Source organism: Geotalea uraniireducens Rf4, from assembly GCF_000016745.1.
In the GTDB taxonomy this organism is placed as follows: Bacteria; Desulfobacterota; Desulfuromonadia; order Geobacterales; family Geobacteraceae; genus Geotalea; species Geotalea uraniireducens.
Genome location: NC_009483.1, coordinates 3,572,143 through 3,586,415, shown reverse-complemented (window position 1 = coordinate 3,586,415; position 14,273 = coordinate 3,572,143). Strand labels below are relative to the sequence as shown.

The 14,273-nt window shown below is 55.1% G+C and carries 12 protein-coding genes; 9 read left to right on the top strand and 3 right to left on the bottom strand.

The window, feature by feature from the left end; translation table 11 throughout:
• Positions 1-147 precede the first annotated feature (147 nt).
• The 9 genes from GURA_RS15670 to GURA_RS15630 all read left to right on the top strand — a co-directional run bounded on the left by GURA_RS15670 (position 148) and on the right by GURA_RS15630 (position 10,327).
• Positions 148-678 carry a hypothetical protein gene (locus GURA_RS15670; RefSeq protein WP_041245499.1) on the top strand — a complete coding sequence of 177 codons (531 nt, stop codon included), beginning with the start codon at positions 148-150 and terminating at the stop codon, positions 676-678.
• 3 nt (positions 679-681) lie between these two features.
• The gene (locus GURA_RS15665; protein WP_011939915.1) at positions 682-2,571 is read left to right on the top strand and encodes a tetratricopeptide repeat protein; all 1,890 of its coding nucleotides are present in this window, start codon (positions 682-684) and stop codon (positions 2,569-2,571) included.
• Positions 2,568-5,894, top strand: a complete 3,327-nt coding sequence (locus tag GURA_RS15660; protein WP_011939914.1) for a tetratricopeptide repeat protein — start codon at positions 2,568-2,570, stop codon at positions 5,892-5,894. The genes GURA_RS15665 and GURA_RS15660 overlap by 4 nt, the downstream gene beginning before the upstream one ends.
• Positions 5,872-6,654: a tetratricopeptide repeat protein gene (locus GURA_RS15655; RefSeq protein WP_157046227.1), complete on the top strand. Its 783-nt coding sequence runs from the start codon at positions 5,872-5,874 to the stop codon at positions 6,652-6,654. The genes GURA_RS15660 and GURA_RS15655 overlap by 23 nt, the downstream gene beginning before the upstream one ends.
• Before the next feature lie 33 nt (positions 6,655-6,687).
• Positions 6,688-7,008 carry a hypothetical protein gene (locus tag GURA_RS15650; RefSeq protein WP_011939912.1) on the top strand — a complete coding sequence of 107 codons (321 nt, stop codon included), beginning with the start codon at positions 6,688-6,690 and terminating at the stop codon, positions 7,006-7,008.
• Between the two features lie 205 nt (positions 7,009-7,213).
• A complete protein-coding gene (locus GURA_RS15645; protein WP_232278926.1) occupies positions 7,214-7,852 on the top strand; it encodes a MotA/TolQ/ExbB proton channel family protein in 639 nt (212 codons plus the stop codon).
• A gap of 12 nt (positions 7,853-7,864) precedes the next feature.
• Positions 7,865-8,365: an ExbD/TolR family protein gene (locus GURA_RS15640; RefSeq protein ID WP_011939910.1), complete on the top strand. Its 501-nt coding sequence runs from the start codon at positions 7,865-7,867 to the stop codon at positions 8,363-8,365.
• Positions 8,362-8,862, top strand: a complete 501-nt coding sequence (locus GURA_RS15635) for an ExbD/TolR family protein (RefSeq protein WP_011939909.1) — start codon at positions 8,362-8,364, stop codon at positions 8,860-8,862. The genes GURA_RS15640 and GURA_RS15635 overlap by 4 nt, the downstream gene beginning before the upstream one ends.
• Positions 8,863-8,872: 10 nt before the next feature.
• Complete coding sequence (locus GURA_RS15630; protein WP_011939908.1) at positions 8,873-10,327, top strand: AgmX/PglI C-terminal domain-containing protein; 1,455 nt, start codon at positions 8,873-8,875, stop codon at positions 10,325-10,327.
• Between the two features lie 43 nt (positions 10,328-10,370).
• Here GURA_RS15630 and GURA_RS15625 read toward each other — a convergent pair whose 3' ends face one another.
• The 3 genes from GURA_RS15625 to GURA_RS15615 all read right to left on the bottom strand — a co-directional run bounded on the left by GURA_RS15625 (position 10,371) and on the right by GURA_RS15615 (position 14,203).
• A complete protein-coding gene (locus GURA_RS15625; protein ID WP_011939907.1) occupies positions 10,371-11,300 on the bottom strand; it encodes a Fic family protein in 930 nt (309 codons plus the stop codon).
• A 168-nt stretch (positions 11,301-11,468) separates the two neighbouring features.
• On the bottom strand, positions 11,469-12,938 hold the full coding sequence (locus GURA_RS15620; RefSeq protein ID WP_011939906.1) for an RICIN domain-containing protein: 1,470 nt from the start codon (positions 12,936-12,938) through the stop codon (positions 11,469-11,471).
• A gap of 140 nt (positions 12,939-13,078) precedes the next feature.
• On the bottom strand, positions 13,079-14,203 hold the full coding sequence (locus tag GURA_RS15615) for a Fic family protein (protein WP_011939905.1): 1,125 nt from the start codon (positions 14,201-14,203) through the stop codon (positions 13,079-13,081).
• Between the last annotated feature and the right edge of the window lie 70 nt (positions 14,204-14,273).

Genomic DNA, 14,273 nt, shown 5'->3' with positions numbered 1-14,273 from the left:
CTACCGGCTTACATAACTCCCCCCGACCCCCTCTTAACTTAAGAGGGGGAGAAGAGCGTCCCTCCCCTTAGGGTAAGGGGAGGACAGGTGGGGTTACAGGGTTATCGAAGCAAACACGAAAAGCTAGGACCAATCGAGGTGGCAAATATGTTCAAAGTTCTGAAGGTGATCATTTTAGGGGTTTCGGCACTGTTTTTAATCCTCCCTGCCTATGCGCAGGAAGCTCCCAAGGAACAGACCAAGGGGCTGGACGAGCAGGTGCAGGAGATCAAGACGGATGTTCTCTCCATTGCGGCGGAACTGAACCAGCTTGAAGAGAAGCTGCTGTACCCGTCCGACACCCAGATCGCAATTTTTGTGTCAGTGGCCGAGGGCGAAAAGTTCCGGCTTGATGCCGTCGATATCGGGTTGGATGGCAAATCGGTCGCTCATCACCTCTATACGTTCAAGGAGCTCGAAGCTCTGCAAAAAGCGGGCGTACAGCGCATCTATGTTGGCAACGTCAGAACGGGCGAGCACGCATTGCAAGTGACCGTGATCGGAAAATCCGAGGGAGGCTCAGATTTCAAAAGGGAGGAGAGCTTTAAAATCACCAAGAATATCGGTCCCAAACTCGTTGGGGTCGTCTTGGCCGGCACGGGAATCGGCAGCAAAACTATCACTCTGAAGGATTGGTAATCCATGTCCAGGTTGATTCTCATACTGGTTTGTCTGCTGTCCACGACCCTTTCCATGGCAGCCAGTACCACCCCTTCCAATGGCCTGAAGGATGTCTACTTCGGAGAGGCGCTCTATCACGCCTTTCAGGGGGATTGGTTTCAATCCATCGCCCGGCTTGACACCGAGCTTGGGCAGCACTACGGGCTCGATGAACCCGCGCTCGACTCGCTCTATTACCACATCAACGAAGCGGAATTTGATGTGGGGGATTTTGAACTGGGCTATCGGATGCATCTCCGGGCCGGGCGCGCCATCACCGCGGTCATAGAGGGGAACGTCGAGGAGTCCGTGCGTAATGAAGCGATTTATCGGTTGGCACGGCTCTACTTCCAGAAAGCCCAACCGGAAAATGCCCTCCATGCCTTGGAACGTATTCGCGGGACGGTTCCCGCAAGGATTCGCGACGACCTGGGATTCTTGCGTGGGCAAATCTTTATGGCGAACGGCCGGTTCGTTGAGGCCGCACGCATTTTTAAAGACCTGCAAAATGCCAAGAGCCTTGAAGGGTTTGCCAGCTACAACCTCGGGATCGCATTGTTAAAAGATGGGAAGGAGCAGGATGGGCGGAAGTCACTTGACCGTACCGGGCAAATCCTCAGCAATAGCCCGTCCACGTTGGCAATCAAGGACAAGTCGAACTTGGTCCTCGGCTACAAGCTGCTGGATGAAAATGCTGGTGAAAATGCCAAGCTGGTCCTTGAGCGGGTGCGTTTAAGCGGACCTTTCTCTAATCGGGCACTCCTGGGTTCGGGCTGGGCAGATGCCTCTCGAGGTCTGTTCGAAAGAGCACTCGTTCCCTGGAGCCTCCTGGCGGAGCGCGAGGTCACTGATCCCGCGGTTCAGGAAGCCCTGCTCGCCGTGCCGTATGCCTACGGGAAACTAAACATCTATGGGCGGGCGGCAGTGCTGTACGGCAAAGCTCTGGAGTCCTTCGGCAAGGAAGTCGACAAACTCGGTGCGTCTATCAAGTCTGTCCGGGAAGGGAAATTTCTTCAGGCCCTGGCGCGAGAAGAGTTGAAACAGGACTCCGACTGGGTTGTCAAGCTGCGCAATCTGCCGGAAGCGCCCGAAACCTATTACCTGCTCGAATTAATGGCTTCCCATGATTTTCAGGACTCCCTCAAGAACTACCTTGACCTGAATGAACTGCAAAAGAAGCTTGCTGGATGGGAAAGGGATCTGGATGCATTTGAGGATATCATCCAGCAACGTCGAACGTATTACCAGCCGTTGCTTCCCGAGATTCACCGTGCATTCAGGCAGCTTGACTCGCAAATGCGTCTGCGTCTGGAGCAACGGGATCGGGTCCAGAAACGTCTCAATGCCATGCTGGTAGCGCCGCGGCCCGATTACCTGGCTACTGCGGAGGAACGGATTGCCACGGAAAAAATTGGACGTCTGGAACAGGCTCTGGTTTCGAACGGTGGGACGGCACCCGATGAAATCAAGGACCGGATAAGCCATTTGCGGGGGGTGCTCATCTGGAACATCTCCACGGAATATGACCAGCGCCTTACGGATGCATACAAGGACCTGCATGATTTGAACCAAGTGGTGGACCGGTTGAAGAAACAGTACAACGCTTTTGTCCGTACCCGCCAGGCCGCCACCCAAAGCTATGAAGGCTATGACGATGTGATCCGCCGCCAACGTAATCTGATTGCGTCGGCTCAGGAAAAAGTGAAGGTCCTGATGGTACGTCAGGGGAATATGCTTGAAACTATGGCCGCAAATGAACTGACCAAGCGCCGCGAGCGGCTGGAACAGTTCCAGATTACCGCGCGTTTTGCCATAGCGGATAGTTATGACCGTGCCACCAAGACCCAGACTGAAAAGAGTGTTGGCAAATGAAGCGAATCCGACTTTTAGTCTTTGCAATTCCGGCGATCCTTGCTGCCTGTCAAACGGGCGGTAGCAGGGAGACGATTGCCCAGTTGCGGAACATGCAGATCGAGATCAAGGAAGAGGCGATCGAAGGCGGGCTCGAGAAAGCTATGGAGAGTTACCAGCGCTTTCTGAAAGAAACGCCCGAATCGGCGCTGACTCCCGCGGCGATCCGTCGTCTTGCCGACCTGAAGATCGAGAGGGAATACGGTTACCTGACTGCCCTTGCGGCAACCCAACCCTTCACCCCCGCCCCTTCTCCTTCAGGCCCTGTGGGTCCACAAGGGGCGAGGGGAGAAACCCTCTCCCCGGCGTGGGAGAGGGTGGCCCTACCCTCACCCAATCCCTCTCCCAGAGGGAGAGGGCAAGGAGTTCTCTCTCCCTTCGGGAGAGAGATAGAGAGATGGATTGGCCGGGTGAGGGGGACCGATCCGCAATCTCCCCTGACCGAGTCGCAGGCGGATTTTGAAAAAAGAACGACCCAGAGTCCGCAGCTTACCGCCAAGGGAGGAAAATCGGGCGGGCTTCCCGAAGCCGGTACCGAAGATCTCGAAAGAGCAGGGACTCGGGAGGCGATCGCGCTCTACAAAAAGCTGCTGGACAAATACCCGCTGTACCCGGGCAACGACCAGGTTCTGTACCAGATGTCCCGCGCCTACGAGGAACTGGGGCAGACGGAGGATGCCATGGGGGTCATGGACCGGCTGGTCCGCGACTTCCCGCATTCACCCTACATCGACGAGGTGCGGTTCCGGCGGGCCGAATTCTTCTTTACCCGCAAGCGGTATCTCGATGCGGAAGCAGCGTACAAGAGCATCGTGGACATGGGTGCCGGTTCCCCATACTACGAGCTCGCCCTGTACAAGCTCGGCTGGACCTTCTACAAGCAGGAGCTCTACGAGGAGGGGCTGCAGCGATTCATCGCGCTGCTGGATCGGAAGGTTGCCACCGGATACGACTTTGCCCAGACGAAAGACGATCTTGAACGCAAGCGTGTAGACGACGCCTTCCGGGTCATCAGCCAGAGCTTCTCGTACCTTCGCGGTGCCGACTCCGTGATGGAATACTTTGATACCAACGGCAAGCGCAGCTATGAGGACCGCATCTACAGCAATCTCGGTGAATTCTATTTCGATAAACGCCGGTACAGCGATGCCGCGGCCGCTTACAACGCCTTCGTCACCCGCAACCCCTTCCACCTGGTTTCTCCGCAGTTCCACATGCGCGTCATCGAAATCCAGATGGCCGGAGGCTTCCCCAGCGTCGTTATCGATGCAAAGAAGCAGTTTGCCAGGAATTACGGCCTGAAGGCCGAATACTGGAAACATTTCGATCCGGGCGCGCGTCCCGAGGTCCTCGGTTTTCTGAAGACCAACTTCACCGACCTCGCCCATCACTATCACTCGCTTTACCAGGATCCGGAGCACGCCAAGGAAAAGGGGGAGAACTTCCAGGAGGCAATGCACTGGTACGAGGAGTTCCTGGTCTCCTTCCCGAAGGATGCCGAATCGCCGGCGATAAATTACCAACTGGCCGACCTGCTGCTTGAAAACCGCTCCTTCGCCAGGGCTGCGCTGGAATATGAAAAGACGGCCTACGGCTATCCGAGCCACGAAAAGTCGTCCGCTGCCGGCTATGCCGCCATTTATGCCTATCGGGAACAGCTACGCACCGCTGTGCCAGAGGAGAAAGACAAAGTCAAGCGCGAGACCGTGCGCAGTTCGCTCAAATTTGCAGAGACCTACCCGAAACACGAGAAGGCCGCGATCGTCCTTGGGGCGGCCGCGGACGACCTGTACGACATGAAGGATTACGAGCAGGGGCTCGCTGCCGCGCGCAAGCTCATCGAGGTCTTCCCGGGTGCAGACCAGGAGGTCCTGAAGTCGGCCTGGATCGTCGTCGGCCATTCCTGTTACGACCTCAAGCGCTATGCCGAGGGCGAGGCCGCCTATGTGAAGGTCCTGGCTCTGCTTCCCGCAGAAGACAAAAGCCGGGCAAGCTTCATGGACAATCTTGCTGCATCGATTTACAAGCAGGGGGAGCAAGCCAATGCCCTCAAGGATTATCGGGCCGCTGCAGACCATTTCCTGCGTGTTGGCCGCATGGCTTCCACATCGAAGATCCGGGTTAATGCCGAGTACGATGCCGCTGCCGCCCTGATCCAGCTCAAGGACTGGAAAATGGCGGCTACTGTCCTGGTGGGATTTCGGGATCTCTTCCCCGGCCATCAGCTGCAGCCGGAAGTCACCAGGAAGATTGCCTATGTCTACAAGGAAGACGGGAAGCTTTCCCTCGCGGCTGATGAATATGAACGCGTAGAGAGGGAATTCAAGGATGAGGAGGTGAGGAGAGGGGCTCTCATGCTTGCGGCGGAACTGCATCAGCAGACGGGGAACAGCAAGCAGGCCCTCGCAGTATACCGCCGATTTGTCGGCTCATTCCCGCAACCGGTCGAGGTTAATCTGGAAATGCGCAACAAGATCGCTGAAATCCTTAAGGCGGAGAACGATCAGAAAAATTATCTGGACGAGCTTAATGAGATCGTTGCGATCGATGCAGCGGCCGGGCAGGCGCGTACCCCGCGGACCCGATACCTGGGAGGGAAGGCCGCGCTGGTGTTTGCCGAGCAGACCTATGACCGGTTCACAGAAGTCCGGCTCGTAAAACCCTTCGAAGCCAACCTGCGAAAAAAGAAAGAGTTGATGAAGGTGACAACCCAGGCATTCAATAAACTCGTGGAGTATGAAGTCGGTGAGGTCACGGCCGCGGCGACGTTCTATCTTGCGGAGATTTACGCACACTTCAGCAAAGCCCTGACGGAGTCCGAGCGTCCGGACGGCCTGAATGCCCAGGAAACGCAAGAGTACGAACTGGCCATCGAGGAACAGGCGTATCCCTTCGAGGAAAAGGCCATCCAGATCCACGAGAAGAATCTCGAACTGATCTCCATGGGTATCTACAACCCCTGGATCGACAGGAGCCTGGAAAGACTGGCCAGGCTCGTGCCCGCCCGCTACGACAAGCCGGAAGTTCCCACGGAAATCGTCGCCTCGCTTGAAACCTACTCGTTTGAGATTGAAAGGCAGGCACCGCCGGCGCCGCAGGCTGCACCTGCTGCACCTGCTGCACCGGCTGTCAGGGTGGAGGCGCCTGCTGCAGACCCTTCTCCTGCAGCTCAGGGGGAAAAACCGACGGAAGCAGTGCCACAGAAGAAGGCAACCTCCAAACAGGCCGCAGCGGTTTCGCCGCGGGCCAAGGGGAAAAAACATGGAAAACGCGCCAAAAAATGATGCAACGAGGGAAAGAGAGCAGGGGACTTGTTCCTGCATGGCAACGATTGCCGGTTACCTGCTGTTGGCGATAGGCCTCTCGCTGCTCGTAGGATGCGCCACCGCGGGCAAGGCCAAGGTGGAGCCGGCTGAACCCACGCCCGCCGCGGCGGCCGCGGCAGCAGAACCGTCTCCCTCCCTGCCGGCGGGACCCTCTGTGGTGCACTTCACCGATGGGCGTGAAGGATTTCTGATTACGGAACCGTCCGGCATGGATGCGCAGTTGCGTGCAGACTTTGATCAGGCGAGCGCCATGATCAAGGAAGCGAAGTTTGACAAGGCGATCGAATTGCTGGAAAAAGTGATCGCCCAGTCGCCGGAAATGACCGCGCCCCACATCAATCTCGCGATTGCTTACAGACAGATAAACAAGCCGGAACAGGCCGAGCAGCATCTGAAAAAAGCCCTGGAATTGATTCCCGTGCATCCGGTGGCGAGCAATGAATACGGACTGATGTTGCGTAAAGCCGGGCGTTTTGCCGAAAGCCGGCTGATTTATGAAAAATCGCTCGCTGCTTTTCCCGAATATCATCCGATACACAAAAATCTCGCAATCCTTTGCGACCTGTATCTGAAAGATTTGGCTTGTGCCGTTGAACATTATGAGATCTATGGCCAAGCGATGCCCAAGGACCAGCAGGTGAAGTTATGGCTTGCTGATTTGCAGACCCGCAGGCCAACGGCATCAGCCGGTATGGGGAACGGATTGTCCGTGCACTAAGCATGGAGTGGATCGCGCTATACGGAGGAACCTATGTATCGAAAGTTGGTTTTCAGTCTCTGTTTGGTTCTGCTTTCGGCCGCCATGGTTGTGGCGGAGGATACTGCATCCACTGTATCCGGTGACCCAGATGCCAAGACGGTCAAGGGTATGTCGGTTCTCGGCAACAATGAAGCACCAATGTCGCTTTTTATCGTTCCTTGGAAAAGTTCCGAGCTGGGCGCAGAGACGAACCTGAACAGAACGTTGAATGAGCACGATCTGCCGGTGGATCGGGACGTTTTTTTGCGGGAGCTGGATTTCTACCAGGTAAGCGTCGGCAGCAAAACCTCCGCACCGGGAGGAGGCTCCTAAAACTTGAAGTGACAATTAACCTCATAACTCCCCCCTCCCCCCTCTTATCTTAAGAGGGGGAGCTCCTTTAACGCGTTCCTCCCCTTAATTAAGGGGAGGACAGGAGGGGTTACAGTCGTGGTTTCGATAATCTGACAAAGTAGAATCAAACCACCGCATTCTGCGGATCATACGACCCAAGAGGGTCAATCAGTGAAGGAGGCAGATGATGTACGGTATAGTAAGTTTTTTTCAGATGGGCGGGTTCTTCATGTTCCCTATTCTACTCGTGCTTGCGGTCGGCATCGCCATTGCGGTCGAGCGCTGGATTCATCTGAAGCGCGTTAAGGCGGAAAACAGCAGGATATGGGACGAGGTGCATCCGGTGCTGGTCGAGGGGGATTTCGATAAGGCCAGGGAAATGGTCAACGAGGACAAATCGGCCCTCTCGCAGATGCTGGCGATGGGGTTGGCGCGCCAGGGGGCGGTCAGACGGCGGGAAGACATCGAAATCGCCATGGAAGAGAGCATGATGGAGATAGTTCCTCAACTGGAAAAGCGGACACCTTACCTGGCGCTGCTCTCGAATATCGCCACACTGTTCGGACTGCTCGGCACTATTATGGGTCTTATCACGGCCTTCGCCGCGGTCGCCAATGCGAGCCCCGCTGAAAAGGCCGCCCTGCTCGCGGCCAGCATTTCGGAGGCCATGAACTGCACGGCGTTCGGTCTGATGACCGCGATCCCGCTTCTGCTGCTCCATGCCCGCCTGACGACAACCACGGGGCAGATTGTGAACAGCCTCGAGATGGTGTCGGTAAAGGCGCTGAACACTATCTCGACTTTCACGAAGCGCCAATACTGACAGGAGCCGATCATGGCCAGACGTAAATGGAGAAAGAAAGAGTCACTCGAGACGGATATCATGGAGCTCCTGAACCTGACACCGATGATGGATGTTTTTACCGTTCTGGTGGTTTTTCTGCTCATCACTGCCGTCTTTACGAGTATTACCATCATGGACTTGAGTGTCCCTACCAGCGCCGGCGGATCTGTTTCCAACAGGCCGAATTTTGCCATCGAGGTGATTGTCCGCAACTCGGGACTGGAAATTGCCAACGGGAGGTCCGTGGAGGCCGCGATTCCCAAGAAAGACGGTGCATACGATCTCAAGAAACTGTCCGAAATCCTCCTTCGTCTGAAAGCCCGGTATCCGGAGAAGGAAGACGCGACAGTTCTGATGGAGCCGAAGGTGGAATACGATCATCTTATCCAGGTCATGGATACGGTTCGCGGCGCCGGAGTGCGGGCAGAAGGGAGCAGAGAGGTCGAGAAAGTCGCTCTCTTCCCGAAAATATCCATAGGAGACGCGCCATGAGAGAAAGCAGACGTATGAAACGGATGGAGCGTAATAACAAACGCCGTCATGCAAGTCTGAATCTGATACCCATGTTGGATGTTCTTTCCGTTCTGGTGTTCTTTCTGCTTTTTCACTCATTCAACGGTGATATGCCGGAACAGCGGCTCGCTCTCCCCCAGTCCGTCGTCGAGACCAAGCCGAGGGGAACGGTGGCGATCTCGGTCACTCCCGAAGCAGTACTGGTTCAGGGGGAACCGGTGATGAGGACCGCCGACCTTTTTGATGACCGCATCGGGACGGTTCATGAAGTAACGGAGCGGCTGGCGCAGATTCAGCGCAGCATGAACAACGAGACAAGCACCAACACGGTTTCTGCAACCGAAACCAGGGAAATCACTCTCCTGGCTGATAAAACGATTCCATTCAAAGTGCTCAAGAAAATAATGACAACCTGCACGGCTTCTGGATACGGGAAGATTTCACTTGCCGTCATCCAGAAGGCGGCGCACGGCTAGCGGGTATACTGTGAATACATCATTACTAGAGCAGGAATTGGCGCCGCTGAACGCTCAGATCGAGCAGGTCCGGGGAAGGCTTGCGGAGCTCGAGTGCGAGTTGCAGGCGGTAGAGGCAGAGCTTGAAACCTCTTCTGACGACCGGCTTCGTTTCGACGCCCTGCGGGGTGCCTGCAACGTCCTCGACCGACTCGGCGAACTGGAAGCTGGTCAACTCTTCTGGGAAGGATTGCCGGAGATCAAGGATCCCGCCGGACATATCGCACGGCTGCGGAGTCGCATCGCCAGCTTCGACGAGGAAATCCGCGGCACGCTGGAAACACAGGCGAATCTCAAGGCGCAGGCGAACCGATGCCTCGGAGAACTCGACTGTCTGTACGATGAAATTGACAATGCGCATGCTCGCGACGAGAGGCGCGAGGAAGAATTTGCCATCGAACGTGAGCTTTCCCCGGTTTCGCATCAGCCGGTCATGCCTTGGAGTCATGATGACGAGAGCGATCGGCGCTACCGCCGCGCCCTGCGCACGGCGATGCTCCTCAGCTTGCTCCTTAGTATTATCATCCGCCTGGTGACCGTGCCGGTGCCGGTCCGTCCGGTAGTTGCCCAGATCCCGGAACGGCTGGCGATGATGGTCAGACAGGAACACAAGAAGCCGGAGCTGGTGAAAAAATCGAAAGAACAGAAAAAAGAAGCGAAAACGGAAGGGATAAAAGAAGAGAAAAAGGAAACGGCCAAGGCACAGGAACGCCCCAAAGCGGCCCCGGCTGAACAGACGGCCGCACCCAAAAAAGCTCAAAACACAGGGGTCCTGGCGTTCAAGGAGAGTTTCAAGGATCTTATTGATGAGACTCCGGTTGCCAGACTTGGGACCGAAGCCCGTCTGAGCAACCCTGCTACCCAAACGGCGGGGCAGGCCCTGGCGAGCCGTTCCCTGGTGGCGATGCAGGGGGGTGGAGGACCCGGCGGCGGTGGCGGCAATGGCGCAGTCAGTCGGAACGTCGGCAGCGGCGGGATCGGCAATGGCGCCGGACTGGGTCGGAATGTCGGCAGCGGCGGGGGCAACGATGCTCGACTTGGCCGCGCGGGCGCTGGCTTTACGCAAGTTAAGAGTGCGATCGCAGGCCCGGGGGCGAAGGAGGCCAAGCCACTTAGCTCTGGGGCTCGTCCGGGCCGAACCGACGAAGAGATTCAGATTCTATTCGATCGTTACAAGGCTGCGCTCTACCGTATCTATAATACCGAATTGCGTAAGAATCCGACCCTTCGCGGGAAGATGGTGCTGCGGATCACAATCGAACCGAGCGGGGCGGTTTCTGCCTGCGCGGTGGAGTCTAGCAATATGAACGCGACTGAGTTCTCCGCCCAGATTGTCGACAGGGTCAAAAAGTTCAACTTTGGCGCCAAAGATGGGGTGCCGAAGACGACGATCTTGTATCCCATCGACTTCCTCCCCGGCCGGTAAAGCTGTGCGAGGGCTTGGCAAAGGCCGCATGAATTCGCGGCGATCAAGACTGAAAATACCGTTCGGATAGGGTGACCTCTGCATGCTTTCGCCAGAATTCAGCCCTCATGAACACACCGGCAAGGATTGTCTCCGATCGTTCGATGGCCCTGGCGAAGCATTCCAGAAACCATACCAGCCAGTCGGTAATGTCACCGTTTCCTTTTTGGGTGTTTTCAAGAATGGTGTAATAGGTCTCCCGCTCGGCCATGATCTGTGTGGATAGGCTGTAGTAGCGGTTGTGCTGCTTGTCGTCCTGTGCCAGCGCCATATCGGTCAATACTCTTGCGATACGTCCGTTGCCATCATCAAACGGATGTATGGTCACAAACCAGAAATGGGCAATGGCTGCGCGTATTATCCCTTCGACATTAGCCGTACTCTCTTTCCACCATGAGAAGAAACGTTCCATCTCAGTTTTAAGTATTTTGGCAGGTGGCGCTTCGTAATGGATTTTTTCCCTGCCGATGGAGCCCGATACCACACGCATTGGTTCCGAGCTATCCTGCCAGCCTCCGACCTTGATCCTGTGCATACCGGAATAGCCGGAAGGGAAGAGGGCGGCTTGCCAGCCCCACAGTCGTTCCTTTGTCAGCGGCTTTTCAAAGTTCTGCGTGGCATCCAGCAATACCGATACGAGGTCATCTATGCGACGATCTACAGGAAGTCCCGCCGATGGTAGTCCAAGTCTCCTTGCTACCGAAGAACGCACAGAACGCACGTCGAGCTGTTCACCTTCGATAGCGGCTGTTTTGATGGCCTCTTCAACCAATATTTCAGCCTGGGCCTGATGCTCAAGGGACAAACCAAGAGTGGATACCTTTGTCAGCAGCTTCCCCTGCAACAAACGGCACTCTCCAAGAGGAGTCAGCAACCGGGCATCATCCCAGGTGAACTTTGGCCATTCAGGCCGTTGCCAGATGTACTGAATCATTTATCGCACCTTAATCGCTTCATAATCTTAGACAATTAAGGCTTTTTATCATAGATGACGGTTGATGGCAATTCATTTCAATGGCGGTGAGGGAAGTAGGGGCAGCGCGAACGAAGTCTCACGCCGCCCCGACTATCCAATTGAAGTGCGTTAACCGAACGCAGCCTGTCAGAGCACTTCGGCGATCTTTTTTTCCAGGGCGGAGAATGCCGGTTTGCGATTACCCTTGAAATCGCATACACCGAAATACGACTCGAATGGCGACCAGGATTCGATAACCGTCTTTTCGTTCGGATCGGCGTCATAGAGCTGATAGAGATTGATATACTGTAGCCCGTCGCTGAATTTTTGGTTGTAACGCAATTTCTTATATAGTGCTCCCAGGCTGACTTCCATCCAGCGTTTTTGCTCCTCCGGGGTATGCCAGAGATCGACATTTTTCCAGATTCCGCTTGCGAAGCCGGTTTCGGCTATGGTCCAGTTATAGTTCTTACCTTCAAGAATATTGACGACTCTTTCCATGGGCCACCAGTCCTCATAGTCGCCCAGCGTCCAGGTACCGGGATAGTGATCGATGCCAATGGTCCTGATCCTGTGATCGTGGCATCGTTCATCAATCTGTTTAATCCATGTCTGTAGAGTTGTTTCCCATGACCAGTCGTTATTGCACATGATGTTGATCATGCTGACGTGATCGCCGCCACCTGCCTGGAGGGCTTTGTCCGCTTTGACGAAGAGATCCGCCGCGTCGTTCCTGGTGTAGTATTTGATGGGGTTCTTGGCTGCCAGGATGTGGTTGGCCTCGTTCCATATCTGATACGTGCTGATTTTGTTCCCCCATTTCTCGGCGACGAAACGACAGTATTGGGAGAACTCATCGACAAAGGCATCCCAATTGCCGTCCTTCTCAAGACGGGCCGGACAGCGGAACAGGATGCAGTTGATGCCGATGCCGTATGCTTGGGCGGTTTCCGTGAAATGATCATAGAACTTCACGACGTCATCCCTGCAACTGCCGTCAGCAAGGCGTTTCCAGGAAAAATCGGTTCTGACGAAACGTCCGCCCAGTTCCTTTATGAGTTTGAAAGCGGCTTCGATTTTTGCCTTATAGATTTCGGGGTTGGGGACGACCCCTTCCGTGTCCGAGAGTCCGACATCTTCCGGATGAAGGTTAAAAGACCAGGGAATATGGAGCTGGTTGTCAACCGGGATGATCTGAAATTTTTGTTCGTCGGAATTGAGCCAATCCCAGACGATCACACCGGCGCCCTGGATCTGGGACGCGCCGCCGACAGCCAATGCTCTACCGGGTCTGCCGTATGTTTCCAGTTTAAAGTAACCATCCGAGACCGGCGTTATTCTGAATTTCTGATCGTCGGTGTCGGCCCAGCTCCATTGGATGATGTCGTTGATTTGAAAAATGAAGTCGGCCCCTTTGCCAATGGCACTGCCGCTGTGTTTGGGGGTTATCCGGTAATGGTTGTTTCCCAGGTCGGTGAAAAGAAAGACCTGTTCGTCACCTCCATTCCAGGGCCATTGAATGACCTTGGCCCCGTCTCCGGTACCGGCTCCGGCAACGGCAATCGCCATCCCGCTATGTTTAGCGATGATTTTACATGTACGTCCGTTGAGATCCATGGAATCCTCCTGTTGGTTCAAGAATATGTTCATGTTCTCATTATTATCTTTATAAAAAGTGGTCGGCAAGAGACAAAACTCCCGTCGGCCGCAGAAAAAATACCCTTGTGGCAAATTAAAATGTATCGCTATCAGGTGGGTCAGTCGGAAAGAGTGTTTGCAGGTAACTCATAACTGACACTTCGCCCCTTGCCACTTCTTTTCAGTATGCCCAGCTCAACCAGCTGATCCAGTTCCCTGAATGCCGTTGCCCGGCTCACCTTGCCGATCGAGGCGTACTTTCGAGTCGTCAATCCACCTTCAAACCCGCTTGGTCCTTCCTCAAGAACTCGATTGATAACCTTCTTCTGCCGGTCGGATAGGGTGACCTCTGCATGCTTTCGCCAGAATTCAGCCCTCATGAACACACCGGCAAGGATTGTCTCCGATCGTTCGATGGCCCTGGCGAAGCATCCCAGAAACCATACCAGCCAGTCGGTAATGTCACCGTTTCCTTTTTGGGTGTTTTCAAGAATGGTGTAATAGGTCTCCCGCTCGGCCATGATCTGTGTGGATAGGCTGTAGTAGCGGTTGTGCTGCTTGTCGTCCTGTGCCAGCGCCATATCGGTCAATACTCTTGCGATACGTCCGTTGCCGTCGTCAAACGGATGTATGGTCACAAACCAGAAATGGGCAATGGCTGCGCGGATTATCCCTTCGGCATTGGCCGTACTCTCTTTCCACCATGAGAAGAAACGCTCCATTTCTTTATCGAGCTTTCCGGCCGGTGGCGCTTCGTAATGGATCTTTTCCCTGCCGATGGGACCCGATACCACACGCATTGGTTCCGAGCTATCCCGCCAGTCTCCGACCTTGATCTTGTGCATACCGGAATAGCCGGAAGGGAAGAGGGCGGCCTGCCAGCCCCACAGCCGTTCCTTTGTCAGCTGCTTTTCAAAGTTTTGCGTGGCATCCAGCAATACCGATACGAGGTCATCTATGCGACGATCTACAGGAAGTCCCGCCGATGGTAGTCCAAGTCTCCTTGCCACCGAAGAACGCACAGAACGCACGTCGAGCTGTTCGCCTTCGATAGCGGCTGTTTTGACAGCCTCTTCAACCAATATTTCGGCTTGGGCCTGATGCTCAAGGGCCAAACCAAGAGTGGATACCTTTGTCAGCAGCTTCCCCTGCAACAAACGGCACTCTCCAAGAGGAGTCAGCAACCGGGCATCATCCCAGGTGAACTTTGGCCATTCAGGCCGTTGCCAGATATACTGAATCATTTATCGCACCTTAATCGCTTCATAATCTTAGACAATTAAGGCTTTTTATCATAGATGACGGTTGATAGCA